This is a genomic window from Nocardioides cynanchi (genome assembly GCF_008761635.1).
Lineage (GTDB): Bacteria > Actinomycetota > Actinomycetes > Propionibacteriales > Nocardioidaceae > Nocardioides > Nocardioides cynanchi.
This window is the reverse complement of sequence record NZ_CP044344.1, coordinates 1,122,479-1,146,047: the sequence shown is the minus strand read 5'-3', so window position 1 is coordinate 1,146,047 and position 23,569 is coordinate 1,122,479. Positions and strand designations below refer to the sequence as shown.

The window sequence follows — 23,569 nt, the reverse complement described above, 5'->3', positions numbered from 1 at the left end:
GTGGCAGTCATGGCGGACTCGGTCATCGACATCTCCGGCCTGGTCAAGACCTTCGGTCCCACCCGGGCGCTGGACGGCCTCGACCTCTCGGTCCGGCCCGGTGAGGTACATGGCTTCCTGGGCCCCAACGGCGCCGGCAAGTCCACCACGCTGCGGATCCTGCTCGGCCTGGTCCGCAAGGACGCCGGCGAGGTGCGGCTCTTCGACGCGGATCCCTGGACGGTGGCCGCCGACCTGCACCGTCGGCTGGCCTACGTGCCGGGCGACGTCAGCCTGTGGCCCAACCTGAGCGGCGGCGAGGTGATCGACATGCTGCTGCGGATGCGTGGGGCGCCGGCCGACCACCCGCTGCGGGCCGAGATGCTCGAGCGGTTCGACCTCGACCCGACCAAGAAGGGACGCGCGTACTCCAAGGGCAACCGGCAGAAGGTCGCCCTGGTCGCCGCGTTCGCGGCTCCCACCGACCTGCTCGTGCTCGACGAGCCGACCTCGGGCCTGGACCCCCTGATGGAGCAGGTCTTCGCCGAGGCGGTGGACGTGGTCCGTGCCGCGGGCACGACCGTGCTGCTGTCCAGCCACATCCTCAGCGAGGTCGAGCGGCTCGCCGACCGGGTCACGATCATCCGGGAGGGTCGGGTCGTCGAGTCGGGCAGCCTGGCGCAGATGCGGCACCTGCATCGCACGCGGGTCCGCGCCGAGGTGGTCGGGTCGCTCCCCGACCTGCACAGGGTGGCCGGGGTCCACGACCTGAGCGCCGAGGGAGCCGTGGTGACCCTGACGGTCGACCCGGACGGGCTGCCGGCGGTGCTGACCGCGCTCACCGAGGCCGGCGTACGGACGCTGACCAGCACGCCGCCCACCCTGGAGGAGCTCTTCCTCGACGCCTACCGGCGTCCGGAGGACCGGAGCCCGCGATGACCGGAGTCGTGGGGCTCACCCGGTTCTCCCTGAGGCGCAGCCGGGTGCTCGTGCTGGTCTGGACCGCGGTGCTGGTGGTGATGGCCTACGCCTCGGCCGCGGCCACCGGCAGTCTGTACGTCACCGTCGCGGACAGGGTGTCCGCGGCGCGGGCGATCAACGACAGCCCGGCCCTGGTCGCGCTCTACGGGCCGGTCCTGGACCCGCACAGCCTCGGCGAGCTGGCGATGACCAAGATGACCGTGACGTACGCCGTGTTCCTGATGGCGTTCGCCGTGACGCTGGTACGTCGCCACACCAGGGTCGAGGAGGAGTCCGGCCGGGCCGAGCTCCTCGGGGGGCTCGCTCTGGACCAGTCGGCACCGCTCGTCAGCGCGGTGCTGGTGGGTGCCGTCGGCTCGTTGGTGGTCGCGGCCCTGGTCGCCGTCGCCGACATCGCCGGTGGTCTGCCGATGGCGGGCTCCCTGTGGTTCGGTGGCTCGTGGCTGGGGCTGGGCCTGGTCGGCACCGGCATCGGCGCCGTGGCCTCGCAGCTCTCGGCCAGTGCGCGTACCTGCGGGGCGATCTCGGCGATGGCCCTCGCCGTGCTCTTCGTCCTCCGGGCGGTCGGCGACACCACCTCGGCCTCCTGGCTGAGCTGGCTCTCGCCGCTGGGGTGGGCGACGCAGCTGCGGGCCTGGTCCGACCCGCGCGGCTGGCTGTTGCTGCTCGACCTGGTCCTCGCCGCGGCCCTGGTCGCCGGCGCCCTGGTCCTGCGGCGCCGCCGCGACCTGGGCTCGGGACTGCTTCCCGAGCGCCCCGGACCGCCCACCGGCTCGCCCCGGCTCTCCGACGCCCTGGCGCTCAACCTGCGCGTCCACACCGCCGCCCTGGCCGTGTGGACGGTCGCCTGCGCCGTGATGGGGGCCCTGATGGCCGCGATCATCCCCAACATCGGCTCGATGCTCGACTCCGTCGGTGCCCGCGAGATGTTCGAGCGGCTCGGCGGAGTGGGGGCGCTCCAGGAGACCCTGGTCGCCGCCTTCGCTTCGATCGGAGCGGTGGCGATCTCCTGCTTCGCAGTGGCCGTGGTCACTCACGGTGGCGGTGAGGAGCACGACGGCCGGACCGAGGAGGTCCTGGCGACCGCGACCGAGCGGTCGGCCGCCTTCCTGGCCGTCGCGCTGGTCGCCGTGCTCGGGGCCGCGTGGCTGCTGCTGGTGACCGGGCTGGCGATGGGCGTGGGCGCCTCCGGGTCCCAGGTGAGCTTCGCCGGCACGCTGGCCGGAGTGTTGGTGCAGCTGCCCGCCGTCGCCGTCGTCGCCGGGCTGGCGCTGCTCGCGCTGGCCGCCGGGAGCCGGTACGCCCTGCTCGGCTGGGCGGTCGTCGTCGCCTTCTTCCTGGTCGGTCCCGTCGCCGAGCTGCTGAAGCTGCCGGGCTGGGTGGCCGGCCTCTCGCCGTACTCCCACGTCTCCCGGGTGCCCGCCGAGGGGTTCGGCTGGACCCCCGAGCTGGTGCTGGCCGCGATCGCCGCCACGCTGGTCGCCACGGCCTGGTGGCGCTATCAGGAGCGTGACATCGGATAGCGTCCGGGCCATGTGGGAACCCGACCCCGCCTGGCACCTCGTGCCCGGAGGGACCGGCATGTCCACGGTCGGGGTGTGGCGCACCCAGCGCGAGGGCAGCCCGCTGGTCGTCAAACGGCTCGCCGTACCCGGTCCGGACGATCCCCCGGAGCTCTCCATGCCCCACCACTTCGCCTACTGGCGGCGTGAGGCCGACGTCGCGATCAGTCGGGTCGTGGAGAACACTCCCGGGCTGCAGGCCCGGGTGCTCGACGTCGACGAGGACGACGAGGGCATCACCCTGACCCGTGAGTGGGTCGAGGACGCCGCGCTGAACGGTCTGTACGTCGCCCACGCGCTGGGCCGCTTCGCCGGCGCCGACCTCGGCCGGAGCCGGTGGCTCGCGGTCGACCAGCTCCGGGACCGGCTGACCCGCGTCGAACGACGTGGTGGCTGGCCGACCCTGGCCCGGACCACGGTCGCCGACGTCGCCGACCGGCTCTGGTCGCGTCGCGAGACCCTGGTCCAGGAGCTCGACGCGCTGCCGCAGGTGCCACAGCACGGAGACCCGGCGGCGGCCAACCTGCCCGGCCGGGAGGGCGACGAGGTCATCGCGATCGACTGGGCCACCCTCGGGCACGGGCCGGTCGGGGCCGATCTCGGGCTGTTCCTCCAGAACGCGCGCGAGGAGGCCGAGCCGCTCCTGGACGCCTACCTGATGGGACTGCCCGACGGGCTGGCCACCCGCGAGGAGGTCACCCTCGGGCTCCGCGTCAGCGCGGCGTACACCTCGCTCTCACGTGCCGAGTGGGCCCTGGCCCGGGTCGCCGGTGGTCAGGGCGCGCTCGCCGGCAAGTACCGGCACCCGGCCGTCGCGCCGTACCTCCGGGCGCTCCAGCGGCAGTTCCCCCTGATCGAGGAGCTGCTCTGACCCGGTCACCCGGGAAGCTGCACCTGCGGCAGAGGGCCCAGGAGCCTGCGACACACCCGTCGAGCAACGGACCATGATGGCGCCGCCGGACGCCCGGCGGATCTGCACAGGGTGCCGGGACCGCCGACCAGGTAGGGGGCGCGGTGGGTGTCCTACTCGACGGTCTGCCCGTTGAAGGTGTTGCAGGCGTCGAGGCTGCCGTTCTGGTATCCGGTCATGAACCACTTGACGCGGGCCGCCGACGATCCGTGCGTCCACTGCTCGGGGCTCACCTTGCCGGTCGTCTCCTTCTGGATGGTGTCGTCGCCGACCGACTTCGCGGCGGCGATGCCGTCCTGGATGTCCTGCTGGGTGAGGTCCTGGATCAGCACGTTGCCCTGGGAGTCCTCGGTGGTGGTGGCGCTCTTGGCCCACATCCCGGCGTAGCAGTCGGCCTGGAGCTCGAGCCGCACCGAGTCGCTGTTGGGGCCCTGCTGCGTCTTCACCTTGCTCATGGTGCCGAGGAGGTTCTGCACGTGATGGCCGTACTCGTGGGCGATCACGTAGGGCTCGACGAACGCGCCCGACGGACCGTTCAGCTGGCCCTGGAGGATGTCCTTGAAGAACGTCGGGTCGAAGTAGATGGTCTGGTCGGGCGGGCAGTAGAACGGCCCCATTCCCGACTGGGCGGTCCCACAGCCGCTCGAGGTCTGGCCACTGAAGGTGTTGATCGCGGCCTCCGGCGCCCAGGTGGCCTTGGGGGCCTGCTGGGCCAGGGTGTTCTTCCAGTAGTCGTTGAGGGAGTTCTCCACCGCGACCACGCCGCAGGTCGTCGGGTGGTCGTTGGCGTCCTGTCCGGTGCTGCAGCCCTGGTAGAGCCCGGTGTCGCCGCTGAACCGGCTGGTCGTGTAACCGCTGGCGCCGCCCGCACCGATGGCGCCGGTCAGGTCGACCCCGCCGCAGGCCTTGAGCAGGAGGATCACCACCACGATCAGCACGAAGCCGATGCCGCCCCCGGCCTTCGTGCCACCGGGCAAGGGGATCCGGGTTCCACCCCCGCCGCCCATGCCGCCACCCATCCCGCCGCCGCCACCGCCGCTGTTCCGCATCCGGCTGTTGTCGAGCCTGGCCTTGGGGTTGAACCGCATCGTCGACTCCTCTGTGGGGCTGTGGGCCGGGGCGTGGCGGGGCGCCGGGCCGCCCTAGACTAACCAGCCTGATGATCAGTGCCCAACGACTCGAGGTCCGAGCCGGGGCCCGGTTGCTGATGCACGACGTCTCGTTCCGGGTGGGTCCCGGAGACAAGGTGGGACTCGTCGGTCGCAACGGTGCCGGAAAGACCACCCTCACCCGCGTCCTGGCAGGCGAGGCCCTGCCCGCGTCCGGTGAGGTCCATTCGACCGGCTCGGTCGGCTACCTCCCGCAGGACCCCCGCACCGGCGACCCCGACGTCCCGGTCCGCGAGCGGATCCTGTCCGCGCGTGGCCTCGGAGACGTCGTACGCCGCCTGCGTGCGGCCGAGACGGAGATGGGCAGCGACGACCCCGAGATCGCCGAGCGGGCGATGCGCCGCTACGAGCGCGCCGACGCCGACCTCCACGCAGGCGGTGGGTACGCCGCCGAGGCCGAGGCCGCCCAGATCGCAGCCTCGCTGGGCATCGAGGACCGGCTGCTGACCCAGCCACTGCGCACCCTGTCCGGTGGCCAGCGGCGGCGGGTCGAGCTGGCCCGGATCCTCTTCTCGGGCGCCGAGACCCTCCTGCTCGACGAGCCGACCAACCACCTGGACGCCGACTCGGTGGTCTGGCTGCGCGAGTTCCTCCGCGGCCACAAGGGCGGCCTGGTCGTGATCAGCCACGACACGGCCCTGCTCGAGCAGACGGTGACCAAGGTGTTCCACCTCGACGCCAACCGGGCCGAGATCGACGTCTACAACCTGGGCTGGACGGCGTACCTCGCCCAGCGCGAGACCGACGAGCGGCGTCGCAAGCGCGAGCGGCTGAACACCGAGCGCAAGGCCGACGCGCTGATGGAGCAGGCCGGCAAGATGCGGGCCAAGGCGACCAAGGCCCAGGCGGCGCAGTCGATGATCAAGCGGGCCGAGCGGATGATGAGCGGACTCGAGGGCGAGCGTCGCAGCGACCGCGTCGCCAAGATCGCCTTCCCAGACCCCGCCCCGTGCGGGAAGACGCCGCTGACGGCGTCGGAGCTGTCGAAGTCCTACGGCTCGCTCGAGGTGTTCACCGACGTCGACCTCGCCATCGACAAGGGCTCGCGGGTGGTCATCCTCGGCCTGAACGGCGCTGGCAAGACCACCCTGCTCCGGATCCTGGCCGGTGTGGACCGCGCCGACACCGGAGTGGTGACCCCCGGCCACGGTCTCAAGCTGGGCTACTACGCCCAGGAGCACGAGACCCTCGACACCTCGCGCACCGTCCTGGAGAACATGCGGACCGCGGCACCCGGGCTCACCGACACCGAGACCCGGTCGGTGCTGGGCTCGTTCCTGTTCTCCGGTGACGATGTCGCCAAGCCGGCGAGCGTGCTCTCGGGCGGTGAGAAGACCCGGCTGGCCCTGGCCAGCCTGGTCGTCTCCAGCGCCAACGTCCTGCTTCTCGACGAGCCGACCAACAACCTCGATCCGGCCTCCCGCGAGGAGGTGCTGGGCGCGATCCGCAGCTACCAGGGGGCGATCGTCCTGGTCACCCACGACGAGGGCGCCGTCCGCGCACTGGACCCCGACCGCGTCCTGATCCTCCCCGACGGCGTCGAGGACCTCTGGAACGACTCCTACGCCGACCTCGTGTCCCTCGCCTGAGCGACCGCGACGAAGGGCGACGCGCGTGGGCGCGAGCCGCCCACTCGACCCGTCGGTGCCCGCTCCTACAGTGAGCCCATGACGCCCGAGGAGCTCGCCGCCGCCGGCCTGAGGTACGACGTGGCCGGACCGGTCGCCACGATCACGCTCGACCGGCCCGAGGTGCGCAACGCCCAGACCCCGCTGATGTGGCGCAGCCTGGCCACCATCGGCGAAGAGATCTCCGACGAGGTGCGGGTGGTGCTGGTGCGGGGCTCGGGGCGGAGCTTCTCGGCCGGGCTCGACCGCGCGATGCTCGACCCGGCCGGCGCCGGTGAGGGCGTCGAGTCGGTCGCCGCGATGCTGTCGCAGCCCGACGACGAGATGTCGGCGACCATCGACGCGTTCCAGCGCGGCTTCACGTTCCTGCGCGACCCGAGGTTCGTCTCCATCGCCGTGGTCCAGGGGCACGCCGTGGGCGCCGGTTTCCAGCTCGCCCTCTCGTGCGACCTCCGCGTCGTCGCCGACGATGCGCGCTTCTCCATGAAGGAGTCGGCGCTCGGGCTGGTGCCCGACCTGACGGGAACAAAGCCGCTGGTCGAGAGCGTTGGGTACGCGCGGGCACTGGAGATCTGTGCCACGGCTCGCGAGGTCGGGGCAGCGGAGGCTGCGGCGATCGGGCTGGCCACGGTGGTCTGCCCGCTGGCTGAGCTCGACGAGACCGTGGCAGACCTCGTGGCGGCCCTGACCGCGCCGTTGCCCGGAGCGGTCCGCGAGACCAAGACCCTGCTGCTGGCCGCGTCCTCACGGACGCTCGACGAGCAGCGACGACACGAACGAGAGGCCCAGGTCCGGAGGTTCCGGGAGCTGGCGCAGCTGATGAGCAGCGGCTAGGCCGCAGGAGGAGGTGGCGCGTGTCCGGCTTCAGCCCGGCTGCGTACCGCAGCATCCACCGCGACCGCAGCGTCGTGGAGAACAAGATCGAACGCGACACCCTGCGCCGCGTGCTCCGTTTCGCGCGACCCCACCGCCGCCTGATCAGCTGGTTCCTGGTGGTCACCGTGTTCGACGCGGGGCTGGTCGTGGTGACCCCGCTGCTGATCCAGCGCCTCATCGACCACGGCATCTACGGCCACGACGCGACCCTCGTGGTCTGGCTCGCGGTCGGCATGGCCCTGACCGCGATCGCCGACTCCGCACTCGGCTTCGCCAGCGGCTGGCTCTCCAGCCTGATCGGGGAGGGGCTGATCTACGACCTCCGGATCAAGGTGTTCGCCCATGTGCAGCGCCAGTCCCTGGCGTTCTTCACCCGGACCCAGACCGGTGCCCTGGTCAGCCGGCTCAACAACGACGTGATCGGAGCCCAGAGCGCCTTCACGTCCACGCTGTCCGGCACCGTCTCCAACATCATCTCGGTGCTGGTCGTCGGGGTCACCATGCTGGCGCTGAGCTGGCAGGTGACGGTCCTCCCGCTCCTGCTCTTCCCGATCCTGCTGCTCGCCTCGCGCTGGGTGAGCGCCCGGATGGCCGTGCTGACCCGCGACCGGATGAACGGCAACGCCGACATGGGCAACGCGATGACCGAGCGGTTCAACGTCGGTGGTGCGATGCTGCTGAAGCTCTTCGGGCAGCGCGAGACCGAGGACACGATGTTCGCCGGCAAGGCCGCCACCGTGCGCGACCTCGGGGTGCGCATCTCGGTGCTGAGCCGCATCTTCTTCGCCGTGATGACGCTGGTGCCGTCTCTGGCCACCGCGCTCGTGTACGGCGTCGGCGGCTACTTCGCCGTGCACGGTCACCTCTCGGTCGGCACCGTGATCGCCCTCGGCACCCTGCTGCTGCGCCTGCTCGGCCCGCTCCAGGGCCTGTCCAACGTCCGCGTCGACGTGATGACCGCTCTGGTCAGCTTCGACCGGGTCTTCGAGGTGCTCGACCTCCCGTCGCTGATCCAGGAGCAGCCGGACGCGATCGTGCTGCCGCCCACCGCCTCGTCGCTGGAGTTCGACGAGGTCTCCTTCGGCTACCCGCGGGCCGAGGACATCTCCCTGGCGTCGTTGGAGACCGTGGCCGGGGTCGAGTCCCGCGACAGCGGCGAGGTGCTCCACGAGATCTCGTTCTCGGCCGAGCCCGGGCAGATGGTGGCCCTGGTCGGCCCCTCCGGGGCAGGCAAGACCACAGTCACCCACCTCGTCGCTCGCCTGTACGACGCCGTCACGGGCGCGGTGCGGGTCGGGGGCCACGACGTGCGCGAGGTGACCCTGCAGTCGCTCGAGGACGTCGTCGGCTACGTCACCCAGGACGCCCACATGTTCCACGACACGATCCGGGCCAACCTGCTCTACGCCCGGCCCGGCGCCTCCGACGAGGAGATCTGGGCGGCCCTGGAAGCCGGACAGATCGCCCAGCTGATCCGGTCCCTGCCCGACGGCCTCGACACCGTGGTCGGCGACCGTGGCTACCGGCTCTCCGGGGGCGAGCGTCAGCGGCTGGCGATCGCCCGGCTGCTGCTCAAGGCTCCGGCGATCGTGGTGCTCGACGAGGCGACGGCCCACCTCGACAGCGAGTCCGAGGCAGCGGTGCAGCGGGCGCTCGACGCGGCTCTCGAGGGCCGCACCTCGCTGGTGATCGCCCACCGGCTGTCCACGGTGCGCAACGCCGACCTGATCCTGGTCCTCGAGTCGGGCCGGATCGTGCAGCGCGGCACCCATGCCGGGCTGCTGGCCGAGGGCGGCCTGTACGCCGACCTCTACCGCACCCAGTTCCTGCCCGACCTCGCGGCGACCTCCTGACATGGACCTGGGGCTGACCGACCGGGTCTACGTCGTCACCGGTGGAGCGCGCGGGCTGGGCCGGGCCACCGCCGACGTGCTGGTCGCCGAGGGAGCCCGGGTGGTGCTCTCGGGGCGGACCGAGGCGACGCTGGCCGCCGCCGTCGAGACACTGGGCGACCACGCGACGTACGTCGTGGGGGACAACGCCGAGCCCGGGCTCCCGGCCCGCCTCGTGGCGGCGGCGCGCGACAGGTGGGGTCGGCTCGACGGAGCCCTGATCAGCGTCGGCGGGCCGCCCGCCGGCAGCGTGGCCTCGACCACCGACGAGCAGTGGACCACCGCCTTCGAGTCGGTGTTCCTGGGTGGGGTCCGGTTGGCCCGCGAGGTGTCGGCCGAGCTCGACGCCGGCGGTGCGATCGCGTTCGTCCTGTCGACCAGCGTCAAGGCACCGCTGACGGGGATGGCGATCTCCAACGGCCTGCGGCCCGGGCTCGCCATGGTCGCCAAGCAGCTGGCCGACGAGCTGGGCCCGCGCGGCATCCGGGTGAACGGCCTCCTGCCGGGGCGCGTCGGCACCGAGCGGGTCGCCGAGCTGGACGCCCTCCAGGACGACCCGGTGGCGGCGAAGGCCAGGGCCGCGCTGACCATCCCGCTGCGCCGGGACGGCGAGCCGTCAGAGTTCGGCCGGGCCGCGACGTTCCTGCTCAGCCCCGCCGCGTCGTTCGTCACCGGGGTGATGCTGCCCGTCGACGGCGGCGTGATGCGTGCCCTCTGACCGGCTCGGCGCGAGTGGCGGCGCGCTTCCCGGCTTCTTCGCCGGCTGCTGGGCGCGGCGCTGCGCCGCCCGGCCGGTCTTCTCCTCCCACGCGAGGTAGCCGAAGCCGAAGAGCGCGAGGAGCCCGAAGAACCACCACTGGAGCGCGTAGAAGAAGTGTGGCCCGTTGCTCAGGTCGGGGAGCTCGGCGGGCTCCAGCGGTGTGGAGGGGGCCGGGCTCTCGTGGGTGAGGTCGACGAAGCCCCCGTAGACCGGGATCCCGATCGCCGGCTGGATCTGCGCGCTGGAGATCGCCCGGGTCGAGGCGTCGACGACGGCGGCGGCACCGCCACTGGCGTCACGCCGCACACTGCCGGTCACCGTGACGGTGCCGGTCGGCGGGGGCGGGACCTGTGAGGGGTCGGTCAGTCCCTGGTTGGTGGTGGAGAGCCAGCCCCGGTCCACCAGGAGCGCGGTGCCGCCAGCCGTGACGAGCGGGACGACCACGTCGACGCCGGAGTGGCCGTCGGCGTCGGTCTGGTAGCGGACGATGATGGTGTGGCTGACGTCGTACCGGCCGGTCGCGGTGACCGGGCGGTACTGGTCGGCGGAGGTCGGGTCCTGGCCCGGGTGCAGCACCTGGTCGACCGGCAGCGGGTCGGCGCTCTCGTTGGCCCGGATGATCGCGTTGTTGGACTTGGTCGAGGTGAGCCGGTGCCACTGCCACTGACCGAGCAGCAGACAAGCGTAGGCGAGCAGCACGACGATGGCGAAGAAGAGCAGCCAGCGCCTGCTGACCAGGAACCGCAGACCGCCCACCCGACGAGGCTATCCGGACGGAGGTGAGGTTTCGGGGGTGCCTCCACCTACACTGACGACGATGATCAAGCAGCGACCGCTGGCCGACGCGTACGGCCGTGTGGCGACCGACCTCCGGGTGTCGCTGACCGACCGCTGCAACCTGCGCTGTTCCTACTGCATGCCGGCCGAGGGTCTCGACTGGCTGCCGCACGACGAGACGCTGACCGACGACGAGGTCGTCCGCCTGATCACGATCGGCGTCGAGCGCCTGGGTGTGCGCGAGGTGCGCTTCACCGGCGGCGAGCCCCTCGTACGCCGCGGCCTGGTCGACATCGTCCGCCGCACCCGCGCCCTCGGCTCCGAGCTCCAGCTGTCGGTGACCACCAACGCGCTCGGGCTCGAGCGCAACGCCCGGGCGCTGGCCGAGGCCGGCCTCGACCGGGTCAACATCAGCCTCGACACCCTCGACCCCGAGCGCTTCCACACGATCACGCGGCGCGACCGCCTCGACGACGTGCTCCGCGGGGCCAAGGCCGCCCACGACGCCGGGCTCACCCCGGTGAAGATCAACGCGGTGCTGCTGCGCGGGGTCAACGACGACGACGCCTGCGAGCTGCTCGCCTGGGCCATCGACCACCAGTACGAGCTGCGCTTCATCGAGCAGATGCCGCTCGACGCCCAGCACGACTGGCACCGCGAGCAGATGGTGACCGCCGACGAGATCTTCGCGAAGCTGGCCGCCGAGTTCACGCTCAGCCCGGCCACCGAGCCGCGGGGGAGCGCCCCGGCCGAGCTGTTCCTCGTCGACGGCGGGCCGGCCACGGTCGGCGTGATCGCCTCGGTGACCCGCCCGTTCTGCGGCGACTGCGACCGGGTCCGGCTCACCGCTGACGGCCAGGTGCGCAACTGCCTGTTCGCCCGCGAGGAGTCCGACCTGCGCGCCGCGCTCCGGGCCGGGGCCGACGACGACGAGCTGGCCGACCGCTGGGTGACCGCGATGGCCGGGAAGCTGCCCGGCCACGGCATCAACGACCCGTCGTTCCTCCAGCCCGACCGCCCGATGTCGGCGATCGGCGGCTGAGCTCCCCGCCCCTCGGTGGTCGGGCGGAGTCGAGACCACCGCCACGTGGGTCTCGAGACGCGCCGCTGAGTCCCTCGCTGCGCTCGGGTCTCAGCCGGCGCTCCTCGACCTCCCGAGCCTGGCGTGGCCCGAGCTTCGCTCGGTCCACGGGCTCGTGAAATGACGACGAGTGCCAGACAGCCACGGGGGAAGCTTTCCGGCACTCGTCGGTGTCGACCGGCTCGGGGAACCCGGCGACACGGCCGCGATTGTTGCACGGGCGTCGGACCGGTTCCAAGTCCGAACCGCCGTAAATCAGTCGGAATGCGCGCCCGGAGGCAGCTCCCGGTCGTGCAATGACCCGTCCCGGAGCTCAAAAGCATCAGATTTCGTGTCGGACACGTTGGCCATCACCACGGCGACGTAGGGCAGCACGATCGCGCCGCCCACGAAGATCCACGGCAGCCACGACGGTCCGGCGTGCGTGATCGCGAGCAGGGCGACCATCACGAAGCAGAGGGTCCGCACGCCCATGGCGATCAGGTAGCGCCGCTGCCGCGCTGCGATGTCCTCGTGCGGGCTCGTGGCAGCCGTGGTGATCCGGATCGGAGTCTCGCCCCCGTGCGCCCCGCGGGCCATGCCCTCACCCTACGTCGGACCTTCCCCGTCAGTAACATCGAGGAGCCCCCGCCCCGACCACCGAAGAGGTTCGCCATGTCAGACCGCACCTACCGTGTCACGGAGATCGTCGGGACCTCGTCCGACGGGATCGACGCGGCCATCCGCAACGCCGTACGACGGGCGAGCGCGACGCTGCGACACGTGGACTGGTTCGAGGTGACCCAGGTGCGCGGTCAGATCCAGGACGGCGAGGTGGAGCACTTCCAGGTCGGGCTGAAGATCGGTTTCCGCCTCGAGGACGAGTGAGCGGGCCACCGGACCGGGGGCCGACCCCCGCGGTTGTGGGTACCGACCGGTAGTCACTAGCGTCGTGGCCGTGGACGACGCCCCAGACAACGCTGCTGAGCCCCGCTCCGTGCTCGTCACCGGCGGCAACCGTGGCATCGGCCGCGCCATCGCGGAGGCCTTCCTGGCCCTCGGGGACAAGGTCGCGGTGACCTCGCGCTCCGGCGGAGGTCCCGACGGTGCCCTGGACCTGCGCTGCGACGTCACCGATCCCGCGGCCGTGGAGGCGGCGTTCGCCGAGATCGAGGCGGCGCACGGCCCGGTCGAGGTGCTGGTGGCCAACGCCGGGATCACCGCCGACACGCTGCTGCTGCGGATGTCGGAGGAGGACTGGTCGTCGGTGATCGACACGAACCTGACCGGCACCTACCGGCTCACCAAGCGCGCGGCGAAGGGCATGCTCCGGCTGCGCCGCGGCCGGATCATCCTGATCTCCTCGGTCGTGGGCCTGCTCGGCTCGGCCGGTCAGGTGAACTACGCGGCCTCGAAGGCCGGTCTGGTCGGGATCGCCCGCTCCCTGGCCCGCGAGCTCGGCTCCCGCTCGATCACGACGAACGTCGTGGCCCCGGGCTTCGTCGAGACCGACATGACGGCCGTGCTCACCGACGAGCAGCGCGCCACCATCAAGGACCGCGTGCCGCTCCAGCGCTACGCGTCCCCGGACGAGGTGGCCTCCGCGGTGATCTGGCTGGCATCGGCCGGTGCGGGGTACGTCACCGGAGCCGTGATCCCGGTCGACGGCGGCCTCGGCATGGGCCACTGACCCACCAGACGACCTCCGCGCGAAGCAGTCCGGTGGCCGAGCGAAGTCGACATCACCACTCGAACGAAAGGCAGCACATGGGCATCCTCGAGGGCAAGCGGATCCTGGTCGCGGGAGTGACCATGGACTCCTCCATCGGCTTCTCCGTGGCCAAGGTGGCCCAGGAGCAGGGCGCGACCGTGCTGATCTCCAACTTCGGCCGGGCCCTGGGCATCACCAGGCGGATCGCCAAGCGGCTGCCGACCGAGCCGCCGGTGCTGGAGCTCGACGTGACCGACGACGCGCACCTGGCCGGCCTCGCCGACGCCGTCCGTGAGCACGTCGACGGGCTGGACGGCGTGGTGCACTCGATCGCCTTCGGCAACCCGGAGACGATCCTGGGCGGCAAGTTCCTCGGCGGACCGTGGGAGGACGTCGCCCAGGCGGTGCGGGTCTCGGCGTACTCCCTGATGTCGCTGACCGAGGCCTGCCGTCCGCTGATGGGCCCGGGTGGCTCGGTGGTCGGCATGACCTTCGACGCCACCGTGGCCTGGCCGGCGTACGACTGGATGGGCGTGGCCAAGGCCGGGCTCGAGTCCACCTCGCGCTACCTGGCCCGCAACCTCGGGCCCGAGGGCATCCGCTGCAACCTGGTCAGCGCCGGCCCGCTGAAGAGCCTGGCCGCCAAGGCGATCCCCGGGTTCGAGCAGCTGGAGTCGATGTGGAGCGACCGGGCGCCGCTCGGCTGGGACGAGAAGGACCAGGACCCCACCGCCCGCGCGGTGTGCGCCCTCCTGTCGGACTTCTTCCCGGCCACCACCGGCGAGATCGTGCACGTGGACGGCGGCTTCCACGCGATGGGTGCCTGAGTGACGTCGCTCCTGGAGGTGCGGGTGCTGGAGGGCCCGAACCTCTACTTCCCCCGGGCCGCGATCAAGCTGACGCTCGACATCACGCCGCTGGCCTCGGCGCCGACGGTGACGGCGACCCGGCTGGCCCGGCGGATCGGGCTGGCCAACGCGCTTCCCGGCGAGCCCGACACGGGGTTCCGTCAGCGGTTCGCGGTGCGCGCGGTGACCCGGCTGGTGCGGGCGATCGCCCACGAGTCCGGCACGTCGCGGCTGGCAGTCCGGGTCCGGACCACCAGCGACCCGCACCAGATCGTGGTCGCCTACCCCTGGCGGCACCGCGAGCGGGCCCAGGAGATGGGCCGGGCCGTGGCCTCGGTGCTGGACGCCGTCCCCGGTGACGACGTGGTGGCGGCGGTCAGCCGCGCCGCCGAGCGGGTGGCCGCGGCCGAGAACGGCCCTGAGCCGCAGACGGTCACCCCCACGATCCCGGTGGTGGCGGTGACCGGCACCAACGGCAAGACCACCACGAGCCGGATGATCGCCCACATCGCACGGGTGGACGGGCGGGTGGTGGGCTGGTCCAACACCGACGGCATCTATCTGGACGGCGACCTCGTCGAGGGCGGTGACTACTCCGGACCGAGCGGCGCCGGTCGGGTGCTGGCACTGCCGGGCGTGCAGCTCGCGGTGACCGAGACCGCACGGGGCGGGATCCTGCTCAAGGGGATCGGCCTGACCCGCAACGACGTGTCGGTGGTGACCAACGTCAGCGCCGACCACCTGGGCCTCCAGGGGATCGACACCCTCGACCAGCTCGCCGAGGTCAAGGCCGTGGTGCCGCGGATCACCCGTCGTCGCGGCTGGGCCGTGCTCAACGGCGACGACCCCCGGGTGTTCGCGATGCGCGGCGTGATCAAGGCCCGGCCCTGGGTGTTCTCCCGAGACCCGGACTCGCCCGCGGTCCGCGAGACCCTGAACGAGGGAGGCCGGGCGACCACGGTGATCGACGGCTGGGTCGCGGTGCTGGCTCCGGGCCGCGACCCGGACCCGGTGATCGTGCTCACCGACGTGCCGATGACCCTGGCCGGCCTGTCCCGCTTCAACGTGGAGAACACCCTGGCCTCCACCTCGGCCGCCCTGGCGATCGGGATCCCGCGCGAGTCGGTGATCGAGGGGCTGCGCGACTTCCGGCCCGACGCCGAGCACAACCCGGGCCGGATGAACTTCTTCACGGTGCCGGTCGAGGGCGGGACCGCCTCGGTGGTGATGGACCTCGCGCACAACGAGGTCGGGCTCGAGGCCCTGCTCGAGATCATGAACGGCGTGCGGCCGCCGGGCCGGCGCCTGTTGCTGGGCCTCGGCGCGGTCGGCGACCGCACCGACGAGCTGATCGGCCGGCTCGGCGAGATCGGGGCGATGGGGGCCGACGTGGTCGCCATCGGTCACAAGCAGCAGTACCTCCGCGGCCGGTCGCTGGAGGAGCTGGACCACCTGCTCCGCGAGGGTGCCGAGCGGGTGGGCGTCACCGAGGTGACGTCGTACGGCACGGAGGTCGAGTGCCTGGCCGGGATGGTCGCGCAGGCGCAGCCCGACGACGTGGTCGGGCTGATGTGCCACGCGGAGCGGCAGGCCGTCTACGACTGGATCTCCGCTCACGGCGGCACGCCCGACACCCCGGAGGAGCTGGGTGCCAAGGTACGGAACGCCGCTTCGGGCGACTGAGGGATCCTCCACACTGCACGGGTGACCGACCTGCTGGCGCTCTGCTCCGACCTGCCGCTCCACGACGCGTCGGACGGCGAGCTGCTGATCGAGGAGGGCGCTCCGCCAGGCCGTCTGCTGGTGCTCGTGACCGGGCAGGTCGTGGTCGAGCACGACGGGGTCCCGTTCGCCCGGATCGACGCTCCGGGTGCGGTGTTCGGGGAGATGTCGGCGGTGCTGGACCGACCGGCCACCGCGACCGTACGCGCGGACGGTGCGGTCCGGGTGCGGGTGGCCGACGACCCCGTCGCGTTCCTGACCGACCACCCGGCTGCGGCGCTGACGGTGCTCCGGACCACCGCCTCACGCCTGGACGGGATGACCCGCTACCTGGTCGACGTCAAGCGGCAGCTCGCCGACTCCGGTGGCCATCTCGGTCTGGTCGACCAGATCCTCGACTCGTTGCTGCACCATCAGGGCCCGGCCGCCAGCACCGGCTCGGCCCGCGACCCCGAGGGCGACCACGACCACGAGGCCGACGGTTCAGGCCAGGGCCAGGGTCTCTGACTCGAACACGCCGTACCAGTCGGCCGTCCAGGCGTCCGTGTCGAGCGTGATGTGTGCCGGCACCGGGCCGATCTGCTTGCCGGCGTTGAACACCCACGTCCGGCCGAGCCGGGCGTGCCACGAGCCCCCGTCGGCCCACGGCGACTGGTGGATGTGCCCGCAGAGCACGGCGTCGGGCTGGTGCTCGGCGATCCAGTCGGCGAGGTCCTGGTCGGGGAAGGTGCGCCGCCCGTCGTGGCAGAGCGGGGTGCCGGCCGGTGGTGCGTGGTAGAGCCACACCCAGCGGGCCGGCCGGTCCACGGCGGCGGCGGCGAGCTGGGCGGAGACCTCGGCCCGCGTCACCGGGCCGTCCCACCACGGGCAGACCGTGAGGCGGGTGTCGCCGACGTCGACCGACATGCCGTCCACGAGCAGCGTGGGATGACTCGTCCGCTGCAGCCAGGCCGCCACCTGCTCACCGTGCGCGCCGGGGCCGTCGAGGTCGTGGTTGCCCGAGGCGGCGAGCACCCGGGTGCGCTCGGCGAGCTTCCCGAGGTACGTCGTCACCACGACCGCCTGCACCTCGTGCGGGACCGGGCTGACCACGTCGACCAGGTCTCCGACGATCGCCACGGCGTCCACCCGCTCGCTGGCCCGCACGAGCCAGTCGTAGTGGGGGAGCCGGTAGTGCAGGTCCGAGAGCACGAGGATCCGCATGGGCGTGATCCTGCCGTAGACGCGACGGGTGGCCGGCGGGCGTCCGCGGTGGCCGTCCGCCGGCTGCAAGGCCGCCGACTCCGCCCGAGCCTGAAACCCGGTCGCGCCCGGAGGGGGCGGTTGCCTAGGGTGCGGAGCATGGTGACGTACCTGCTGATGGTCCGCCGTGGCCGGGCCCGGCGCCCGGCGCTGGGGGTGGCACCCTCTCCTGCCTGAGTGGGCGGATCGGATCGTGGCCGAGTCGCCGGTGCGCCGCGGCGACGTGGTCGTCGATCTCGGTGCGGGGCGAGGGGCGCTGACCCTGCCCCTGGCCCGGACCGGAGCCCGGGTGCTGGCGGTCGAGCTCCATGCCGGCCGCGCCGCGGGGCTACGGACGGTCGTCGCGGGATCCCGCGTCGCGGTGGTCGAGGTGGCGATCGACGCCTTCCGCTGGCCGGGGCACCCGTTCCGCGTGGTCGCCAACCCGCCGTACGACGGGGTCAACGCCCTGGTGAGAAGGCTGCTGCGCGAGCCGCACCTGCTGTCGGCGGACCTCGTGGTGGCGGAGGGCGCCGCGCGCGGGCTGCTCCGTCGTGCCGGCGGCCCGGCCGCCCTCGAGATGGGACCACGGGTGCCGCGCTCCGCGTTCGCCCACCCGCCCCCGGGTGACGCCTGCGTGCTCAGGATCCGCCGGTCAGGACCGGCTCCCAGGCCCGGGTCGCGACGGCGAGGGCGTTCCAGGCGTTGATGGTGACGATCAGGGAGAGCAGGGCACCGACCTCGTCGGGCGACCAGTGGGCCGCGACGGCCTCGTAGTCGGTGGCCGGGACGTGCGTCGTGGCGACCCGGGTGACGGACTCGGTGAAGGCCAGCGCGGCACGCTCGCGCTCGGTGAAGAAGGGCGACTCGGCCCAGACGGCGACCGCGTTGACCCGCTGGGGGCTCTCGCCGGCCGACGCCGCGTCGGTGGCGTGGGTGTCGACGCAGTAGGCACAGCCGTTGATCTGGGAGGCGCGGAGCCGCACCAGCTCGCGCAGGCCGGCGGGGAAGCCCACGCGGTCGAGCTCGCGCGTCGCGGTGGTGTCCAGGTGGCTCATCGCCTTGCTGTAGGACGGCACGGTCGCGTCGACGTCGAGGCGGGCCGGAACACGGTGGAGATCGGTGGTCAGCGTTGAGGTGGTCATGGCACGAACCTAGGTGAGGTGCGGACCAGTGGGATGAGCCAGTTGTGGTCCATTTGACTGGTCCACATGGCAGGGTGGCTCCGTGGATCTCCACGTGAGCGTGGGCGGCCGGGGCGACCGGACCGCCCGGATCTACCTCACCCTGCGTGCCGCCGTGCTCGACGGCCGGCTCGTCGCCGGGGACCGGGTGCCGTCGACCCGAGACCTGGCGGTCCAGCTCGGCGTCGCTCGGGGCACTGTGAGCGTCGCCTACGACCGGCTCGTCGCCGAGGGCTTCCTCGAGAGTCGCCCGGGCGCCGGCACCTTCGTCACCACGGTCCCGCTCACCGCACCGGACGGCCGGGAGCGTCGAGCCCGCCCGGGCGCCGTCCAGCCGCTCGACCTGTGGGACCGGCCACCCGCGCCGCCGCAGGGGCGCGGACGCGTCCTGCACGACCTCGGCATCGGGCTGCCCGACCCCGCGCTCTTCCCGCTCGCCCAGTGGCGTCGCGAGGTCGCCCGGCAGCTGCGGCGCTCGCGCCTGGCGGAGGCGACGTACGCCGGTCGCGGGGTCTGGCGGCTGCAGGCCGAGATCGCCCGACTCCTCGGCCTGACCCGCTCGGTGGCGGCGGCGGGAGAGGACGTCATCGTCACCGCCGGCGCTCAGCAGGCGGTCGACCTGGTGGCGCGCGTGCTCCTCGAGCCCGGTGCCACGGTCGCGGTCGAGGATCCGGGCTACGCCGCCGTCGGCCGCCTGCTGGAGACCCACCGAGCGGACGTGCGCGGGATCCCCGTCGACGCCGAGGGGCTGGTGGTCGACGCCCTGCCGCCGGACGCCCGGCTGGTGTACGTCACCCCGTCACACCAGTTTCCGACCGGGATCCCGATGTCCTTGCGCCGGCGGGTCGCGCTGCTGAGCTGGGCGGTCGAGCACGACGCTGTCGTCGTCGAGGACGACTACGACAGCGAGTTCCGCTTCTCCGACCAGCCGGTCGAGCCCCTCCAGAGCCTGGACCGCGAGGGGCGGGTCGTCTACGTCGGCACGTTCTCCAAGTCACTCCTGCCGGCGCTGCGGACCGGCTTCCTGGTCGCACCGCGGTCCTTGCAGCCCGGCCTGCGCGAGGCCAAGCGGGTGACCACGTGGGAGGGCGATGCGACCACCCAGGGGGCACTCGCCGAGTTCCTCGCCGAGGGTCACCACGCCGCACACGTACGACGCGCCGGTCGCGTGTACGCCGAGCGGAGAGGCCTGATGCTGGCCGGGCTGGGCGAGCTGGACGACGTCCTGCGCGTCGTACCGTCCGTGGCGGGACTTCACGTATGTGCGCTGTTCCGCGATCCGCAGACCGACGACCGGGCGGTGGTCGCGCGGGCGGCGGCTCGCGGTGTGCGGGTCGAGGCGCTGTCGACGCACTTCCGCGAGCAGCCGCCGCGAGCGGGCCTGGTGCTCGGGTTCGGCGGGGTCGACGCCCAGGCGATCCCCGACGCCCTGCGCCGCCTCGTCGAGGTCGTCCGGCCGGGCGTCCGTCAGGAGACCTCGACCGGCTCCGCGGGCGTGTAGTCGGGGTCCGCCGACGGTGCGTCCGGGTGGGCGCTCGAGCCGGCCTGGGCCTGCTTCGACCAGTTCTCCAGCTCGCTCATCACCTCGGCGTGCTTGTCGACGCAGATCACCATCAGGTCACCGGGGTTGGCCCGCACCAAAGCGTTGCGCACGGCCGCGATCTCGTCGAGCTCCAGCTCCACCTGCTTGCAACGGGCGCCGTCGGCCATCGCCGCCTTGACGCCCTCGGCGACCAGGGCAGCGGTCTCGCCTCGCTGGCGCCGGCGCAGGGCCACGTCCTCGCGGACGATCACGACGTCGAAGTGCTGGGCCGCGACCTGACCCAGCTCGCGCATGTCCTCGTCGCGCCGGTCGCCGGCGGTGGCGATGACGCCGATCCGGGACGGCTTGCCGAGCTCGGAGGTGCTGGTCAGGGTCTCGCCGACCCGGTCCACGAAGTCGCCGAGCATCCGCATGCCAGGGGCGTTGTGGCAGTAGTCGACGATCACGTTCACGCCGTTCACGTCGACCTCGTTGAGACGGCCGGGGGAGAGGTAGTAGCTGGTCGAGAAGGTGCGCAGGCCCTGCCGGATGTCGTGCAGCGGGGCGCCGGCGGCGAACGCGGCCGCAGCCGCGGCCAGGGTGTTCTGCACGTTCATCCGGGCCCGGCCGTTGAACGTCGCCGGGAGCAGGTGGGTCCAGGCGAGCTGCATCTCGCGGCGCCCGTGCTTGACCACGATCATCTCGCCACGCTCGGACGGGTTGAGCACCAGCGCCTTGCCGCCGCGTCGGCAGTGGGCCTCGATCATCTCCCGGATCTCCGACCCGGGCTCGTCCATCGAGAACCAGACGACCTGTCCCGAGCACCGGCGCCGCATCTCCCGCACCAGGGGGTCGTCGGCGTTGAGTACGGCGTGCCCGTCTCGCGGGACGGCCTCGACGATCACGGCCTTCACGTCGGCCAGCTGCTCGACGGTGTCGATGCCGCGCAGGCCGAGGTGGTCGGGCTGGACGTTGAGGACCACCGCGACGTCGTTGCGCTCGTAGCCCAGGCCCTCCCGGAGGATGCCGCCGCGGGCGACCTCGAAGACCGCGAAGTCGACGCGGGGGTTCTGCAGGACCATCCGGGCGCTGCGCGGTCCGGAGGCGTCGGCGCGGATCAGCAGGCGCTCGTCGATCACGACGCCGTCGGTCGACGTCATGCCGACCTTGCGGCCCATCCCCTTGAAGATGTGGCTGATCATCCGCGACGTCGTGGTCTTTCCGTTGGTGCCGGTGACCGCGACGATCGGGATCCGCGAGGCAGCACCCGGCGGGAACAGCATGTCGACGACGGGCTTGGAGATGAACTGCGGCTCCCCGATGGTCGGGTGCGTGTGCATCCGGAAGCCGGGCGCGGCGTTGACCTCGCAGATGGCACCACCGGTCTCGCGGACCGGCTCGGTGATGTCGGGGCAGATGAAGTCGATGCCCGCGATGTCGAGCCCGATCATCCGGGCCGCCTCCTCGGCGATCTCGACGTTCTCCGGGTGGGCCTCGAAGGTGCGGTCGATCGAGATGCCGCCGGTCGACATGTTGCCGGTCAGGGCCAGCTTCACGGTCTCGCCGTCGGCGGGCACCGAGTCCAGCGAGTGGCCCTGACCGGCCAGGACCTCCTCGGCCGCGGCGTCGACCTTGATCCGGGTCAGCACCTTCTCGTGGCCCACCCCGCGGCGCGGGTCGGCGTTGGTCAGGTCGACCAGCTCGCGCACCGTGGACCGGCCGTCGCCGGTGACCGAGGCGGGCACCCGCTCGGCGATCGCGGCCATCCGGCCGTCGATGATCAGGCAGCGGTAGTCCTTGCCGGTCACGAAGGACTCCACGATGCACACGCCCCGGCGCGACTGCTCCTCGGCGACCGGGAAGGCCTCGCGCACGTCGTCGTCGTTCGCCAGGTTGAGGCAGACGCCTCGCCCGTGGTTGCCGTCGAGCGGCTTGACCACGACCGGGAACCCGATCCGCCGGGCCGCGGAGACCGCCTGGTCGGCCGAGCGGACCGACTCCTGCTTGGGGACCGGCAGCCCGGCCGCGCCGAGCAGCTTGGTGGTGAGGTCCTTGTCGGAGGCGATGTCGACCGCGATCGAGCTGGTCTCCGAGGTCATCGTGGCCCGGATCCGCTTGGCGTGGACCCCCTGGCCGAGCTGCACCAGGGAGTACTGGTTGAGCCGGATCCACGGGATGTCGCGGCTGACCGCCTCGTCGAGGATGGCCTGGGTGGAAGGTCCGAACGCCGTGCGTTCGGCGCGGAGGATGAAGGTCTCCAGCTCCTCCTCCCAGTCGAACGACGGGTCGGCCTGGATGAGGTGGTTGACCAGGCGGGCGGCCAGGGTGCCGGCCGCGAGCCCGACGTTCTCGTCGATGTAGCCGTAGATCACGTTGTAGCGACCGGTCTCGCCCTTGATGCCCCGCGTCTTGCCGCGCCGGATGTCGTGCCCGACGACCTGCTGCAACGCGAGCGCGGCGTGCTCGGTGACGTGCCCGAGCCAGGTGCCCTCGTGGAGGCGCTCCACGAAGCCACCCTTGCGGCCTCGGGAGCAGGAGTGGTGGGACAGGCCCGGGAGCGCCTCGAGGAGGTGCTCGGTGAACCCGGGCAGCTTGTCGGTGGGGAACTGCTCCAGCGAGCCGAGATCCACCACCAGGTGGATCGCCTTGTCGTAGGACCACACGTTGGGCCCGCGGTAGACGCGGGTCTCCTCGATCGTCAGGTCCGGGGTGGGGCGCTCGGTCACCGGGGGGCTCCGTCCTGCTGGTGCTCGGTCGGGACAGTCTTGCGGGTCGTACGGGCGCGGGCCAGCCGCCGCCGCAGGGTGGCCGGCGAGATGTCGTCGGCGGCGATGTCGCGGGCCAGCCGGCGCATGTCGGCCTGGGCCTCCGCCAGCTCAGCGGCGTCCTGGCGGGACACGCGCGGGGCGTGCGGCACCAGAGTGCGCGAGGTCAGGTCGTACGCCGCGCCGGCCGGCAGCACGTGCAGGACGATGCCGCTGGCGAGCAGGGGGCTGGAGCGCTTCGCCTCGTACGAGTTGGTCACCAGGTGCGCCGGGTCGAGGATCGTCACCGCACCTCGCCCGGTGACCCGCAGCACCTCGTGGCTCTCCTCGACGGTGACGGTGGCGCAGGTGTCCTCGTCGACACCGATGCCCAGCAGCTGCGGCGACTGGGAGACGATCATCAGCAGCCGGCCGTAGCGGTTGCGCTGGTCGAAGTGCTGGTCGATGACCGTGGTGTCCAGCAGCCCGAGCCCGGCCGCGACCTGCGTCATCCGCTGCTTGGGGGTCGCTCCGGGAACACCGAACGCCACCATGTGCGACGACTGGATGCTGGCGCCTGCCGAGGTCCCGCCGACCACCGCGCCGCGGGCGTGCGCCCGTACGATCGCGTCGCCGACCGGAGTGCCGCAGATGACGGCCGACAGCTTGAGCTGGTTGCCGCCGGTCATGAAGACACCCGTGGCCTGGTCGATCAGGGCGACCCGTGCCGGGTCGTGGGACTCGCTGCGGCTCTCGGGGCGGCAGGCCACGACGTCGCCGGCGCCCAGCTTGCGGAACAGGGCGTCGTACACCTCGACGACCTCCTCACCGAGGCTGGAGGCGGTCGGGACCACCACGATCCGGGCCTGGGCGCCACCGCTGGCGCTCACGAAGTCGCGCAGGATCGTGCGCTGGCGCAGCTTGTCCTCGGCTCCGCCGATGATCATCAGGCGCCCGCTGCGCTCCGACGTGTGGGTTGGCGCGTCGGTGTCGGGCATGACAGGGAAGGCTAGCCGGTGCGAG

At 72.3% G+C, this 23,569-nt stretch carries 22 protein-coding genes; 15 read left to right on the top strand and 7 right to left on the bottom strand.

Going from position 1 to position 23,569, the window contains the following annotated elements:
- The first annotated feature begins 9 nt into the window (after positions 1-9).
- The 3 genes from E3N83_RS05750 to E3N83_RS05740 are packed head-to-tail and all read left to right on the top strand — an operon-like array spanning position 10 to position 3,393.
- On the top strand, positions 10-918 hold the full coding sequence (locus E3N83_RS05750) for an ABC transporter ATP-binding protein (protein ID WP_151082385.1): 909 nt from the start codon (positions 10-12) through the stop codon (positions 916-918).
- Positions 915-2,483, top strand: a complete 1,569-nt coding sequence (locus tag E3N83_RS05745) for an ABC transporter permease (RefSeq protein ID WP_151082384.1) — start codon at positions 915-917, stop codon at positions 2,481-2,483. Before E3N83_RS05750 ends, E3N83_RS05745 begins: the two co-directional genes overlap by 4 nt.
- Before the next feature lie 10 nt (positions 2,484-2,493).
- The gene (locus tag E3N83_RS05740; protein ID WP_151082383.1) at positions 2,494-3,393 is read left to right on the top strand and encodes a phosphotransferase; all 900 of its coding nucleotides are present in this window, start codon (positions 2,494-2,496) and stop codon (positions 3,391-3,393) included.
- Between the two features lie 152 nt (positions 3,394-3,545).
- On the opposite strand, the gene ypfJ is transcribed toward E3N83_RS05740, so the two are convergent.
- Positions 3,546-4,520 carry a KPN_02809 family neutral zinc metallopeptidase gene (gene ypfJ / locus E3N83_RS05735; RefSeq protein ID WP_151082382.1) on the bottom strand — a complete coding sequence of 325 codons (975 nt, stop codon included), beginning with the start codon at positions 4,518-4,520 and terminating at the stop codon, positions 3,546-3,548.
- A 71-nt stretch (positions 4,521-4,591) separates the two neighbouring features.
- On the opposite strand from ypfJ, the gene E3N83_RS05730 reads away from it, so the two are divergent.
- The 4 genes from E3N83_RS05730 to E3N83_RS05715 all read left to right on the top strand — a co-directional run bounded on the left by E3N83_RS05730 (position 4,592) and on the right by E3N83_RS05715 (position 9,715).
- Positions 4,592-6,190: an ABC-F family ATP-binding cassette domain-containing protein gene (locus E3N83_RS05730; protein WP_151082381.1), complete on the top strand. Its 1,599-nt coding sequence runs from the start codon at positions 4,592-4,594 to the stop codon at positions 6,188-6,190.
- Positions 6,191-6,268: 78 nt separating this feature from the next.
- Complete coding sequence (locus tag E3N83_RS05725; protein ID WP_151082380.1) at positions 6,269-7,063, top strand: enoyl-CoA hydratase/isomerase family protein; 795 nt, start codon at positions 6,269-6,271, stop codon at positions 7,061-7,063.
- 20 nt (positions 7,064-7,083) lie between these two features.
- On the top strand, positions 7,084-8,958 hold the full coding sequence (locus E3N83_RS05720; RefSeq protein WP_202879332.1) for an ABC transporter ATP-binding protein: 1,875 nt from the start codon (positions 7,084-7,086) through the stop codon (positions 8,956-8,958).
- A 1-nt stretch (position 8,959) separates the two neighbouring features.
- Entirely contained in the window at positions 8,960-9,715 is a 756-nt protein-coding gene (locus E3N83_RS05715) for an SDR family oxidoreductase (protein WP_151082379.1), read from the top strand.
- Here E3N83_RS05715 and E3N83_RS05710 read toward each other — a convergent pair.
- Positions 9,614-10,513: an SURF1 family cytochrome oxidase biogenesis protein gene (locus E3N83_RS05710; RefSeq protein WP_151082378.1), complete on the bottom strand. Its 900-nt coding sequence runs from the start codon at positions 10,511-10,513 to the stop codon at positions 9,614-9,616. The two genes, E3N83_RS05715 and E3N83_RS05710, sit on opposite strands and share 102 nt — an antisense overlap.
- A 61-nt stretch (positions 10,514-10,574) precedes the next feature.
- On the opposite strand from E3N83_RS05710, the gene moaA reads away from it, so the two are divergent.
- Positions 10,575-11,576, top strand: coding sequence for a GTP 3',8-cyclase MoaA (gene moaA, locus E3N83_RS05705; protein WP_151082377.1), 1,002 nt, complete (start codon positions 10,575-10,577; stop codon positions 11,574-11,576).
- 294 nt (positions 11,577-11,870) lie between these two features.
- Here the strand turns inward: moaA and E3N83_RS05700 are convergent, their stop codons facing one another.
- The gene (locus E3N83_RS05700) at positions 11,871-12,194 is read right to left on the bottom strand and encodes a DUF3099 domain-containing protein (RefSeq protein ID WP_151082376.1); all 324 of its coding nucleotides are present in this window, start codon (positions 12,192-12,194) and stop codon (positions 11,871-11,873) included.
- Positions 12,195-12,269: 75 nt separating this feature from the next.
- On the opposite strand from E3N83_RS05700, the gene E3N83_RS05695 reads away from it, so the two are divergent.
- The 5 genes from E3N83_RS05695 (at position 12,270) to E3N83_RS05675 (ending at position 16,382) form a co-directional block, all read left to right on the top strand.
- Complete coding sequence (locus tag E3N83_RS05695; protein WP_151082375.1) at positions 12,270-12,482, top strand: dodecin; 213 nt, start codon at positions 12,270-12,272, stop codon at positions 12,480-12,482.
- Positions 12,483-12,552: 70 nt separating this feature from the next.
- On the top strand, positions 12,553-13,284 hold the full coding sequence (gene fabG, locus E3N83_RS05690; RefSeq protein WP_202879331.1) for a 3-oxoacyl-ACP reductase FabG: 732 nt from the start codon (positions 12,553-12,555) through the stop codon (positions 13,282-13,284).
- Between the two features lie 77 nt (positions 13,285-13,361).
- Entirely contained in the window at positions 13,362-14,132 is a 771-nt protein-coding gene (gene fabI, locus E3N83_RS05685; protein WP_151082374.1) for an enoyl-ACP reductase FabI, read from the top strand.
- Positions 14,133-15,836, top strand: a complete 1,704-nt coding sequence (locus tag E3N83_RS05680; protein ID WP_238343085.1) for a Mur ligase family protein — start codon at positions 14,133-14,135, stop codon at positions 15,834-15,836.
- Between the two features lie 21 nt (positions 15,837-15,857).
- Entirely contained in the window at positions 15,858-16,382 is a 525-nt protein-coding gene (locus tag E3N83_RS05675) for a Crp/Fnr family transcriptional regulator (protein ID WP_191907970.1), read from the top strand.
- On the opposite strand, the gene E3N83_RS05670 is transcribed toward E3N83_RS05675, so the two are convergent.
- Positions 16,359-17,078, bottom strand: coding sequence for a metallophosphoesterase family protein (locus E3N83_RS05670; RefSeq protein WP_151082372.1), 720 nt, complete (start codon positions 17,076-17,078; stop codon positions 16,359-16,361). The two genes, E3N83_RS05675 and E3N83_RS05670, sit on opposite strands and share 24 nt — an antisense overlap.
- Positions 17,079-17,244: 166 nt before the next feature.
- Between E3N83_RS05670 and E3N83_RS05665 the strand changes: the two genes are divergently transcribed.
- Positions 17,245-17,805, top strand: coding sequence for an rRNA adenine N-6-methyltransferase family protein (locus tag E3N83_RS05665; protein ID WP_151082371.1), 561 nt, complete (start codon positions 17,245-17,247; stop codon positions 17,803-17,805).
- Here the strand turns inward: E3N83_RS05665 and E3N83_RS05660 are convergent.
- Positions 17,738-18,241: a carboxymuconolactone decarboxylase family protein gene (locus E3N83_RS05660; protein ID WP_202879329.1), complete on the bottom strand. Its 504-nt coding sequence runs from the start codon at positions 18,239-18,241 to the stop codon at positions 17,738-17,740. The genes E3N83_RS05665 and E3N83_RS05660 overlap by 68 nt on opposite strands.
- Before the next feature lie 82 nt (positions 18,242-18,323).
- Here E3N83_RS05660 and pdxR point away from each other — a divergent pair, with 82 nt between their 5' ends.
- Positions 18,324-19,781, top strand: coding sequence for a MocR-like pyridoxine biosynthesis transcription factor PdxR (pdxR, locus tag E3N83_RS05655; protein WP_151082370.1), 1,458 nt, complete (start codon positions 18,324-18,326; stop codon positions 19,779-19,781).
- Here pdxR and cphA read toward each other — a convergent pair.
- Both cphA and E3N83_RS05645 read right to left on the bottom strand, forming a co-directional pair.
- Positions 19,748-22,528, bottom strand: coding sequence for a cyanophycin synthetase (gene cphA, locus E3N83_RS05650; protein WP_151082369.1), 2,781 nt, complete (start codon positions 22,526-22,528; stop codon positions 19,748-19,750). The genes pdxR and cphA overlap by 34 nt on opposite strands.
- Positions 22,525-23,544, bottom strand: a complete 1,020-nt coding sequence (locus E3N83_RS05645) for a cyanophycinase (protein WP_151082368.1) — start codon at positions 23,542-23,544, stop codon at positions 22,525-22,527. Before E3N83_RS05645 ends, cphA begins: the two co-directional genes overlap by 4 nt.
- Positions 23,545-23,569: the final 25 nt, after the last annotated feature.

Coding starts and splice junctions, on each gene's coding strand:
- E3N83_RS05750 (WP_151082385.1), top strand. CDS start 10: ATGGCGGACTCGGTCATCGACATCTCCGGCCTGGTCAAGACCTTCGGT.
- E3N83_RS05745 (WP_151082384.1), top strand. CDS start 915: ATGACCGGAGTCGTGGGGCTCACCCGGTTCTCCCTGAGGCGCAGCCGG.
- E3N83_RS05740 (WP_151082383.1), top strand. CDS start 2,494: ATGTGGGAACCCGACCCCGCCTGGCACCTCGTGCCCGGAGGGACCGGC.
- ypfJ (WP_151082382.1), bottom strand. CDS start 4,520: ATGCGGTTCAACCCCAAGGCCAGGCTCGACAACAGCCGGATGCGGAAC.
- E3N83_RS05730 (WP_151082381.1), top strand. CDS start 4,592: ATGATCAGTGCCCAACGACTCGAGGTCCGAGCCGGGGCCCGGTTGCTG.
- E3N83_RS05725 (WP_151082380.1), top strand. CDS start 6,269: ATGACGCCCGAGGAGCTCGCCGCCGCCGGCCTGAGGTACGACGTGGCC.
- E3N83_RS05715 (WP_151082379.1), top strand. CDS start 8,960: ATGGACCTGGGGCTGACCGACCGGGTCTACGTCGTCACCGGTGGAGCG.
- moaA (WP_151082377.1), top strand. CDS start 10,575: ATGATCAAGCAGCGACCGCTGGCCGACGCGTACGGCCGTGTGGCGACC.
- E3N83_RS05700 (WP_151082376.1), bottom strand. CDS start 12,194: ATGGCCCGCGGGGCGCACGGGGGCGAGACTCCGATCCGGATCACCACG.
- E3N83_RS05695 (WP_151082375.1), top strand. CDS start 12,270: ATGTCAGACCGCACCTACCGTGTCACGGAGATCGTCGGGACCTCGTCC.
- fabI (WP_151082374.1), top strand. CDS start 13,362: ATGGGCATCCTCGAGGGCAAGCGGATCCTGGTCGCGGGAGTGACCATG.
- E3N83_RS05670 (WP_151082372.1), bottom strand. CDS start 17,078: ATGCGGATCCTCGTGCTCTCGGACCTGCACTACCGGCTCCCCCACTAC.
- E3N83_RS05660 (WP_202879329.1), bottom strand. CDS start 18,241: ATGACCACCTCAACGCTGACCACCGATCTCCACCGTGTTCCGGCCCGC.
- E3N83_RS05645 (WP_151082368.1), bottom strand. CDS start 23,544: ATGCCCGACACCGACGCGCCAACCCACACGTCGGAGCGCAGCGGGCGC.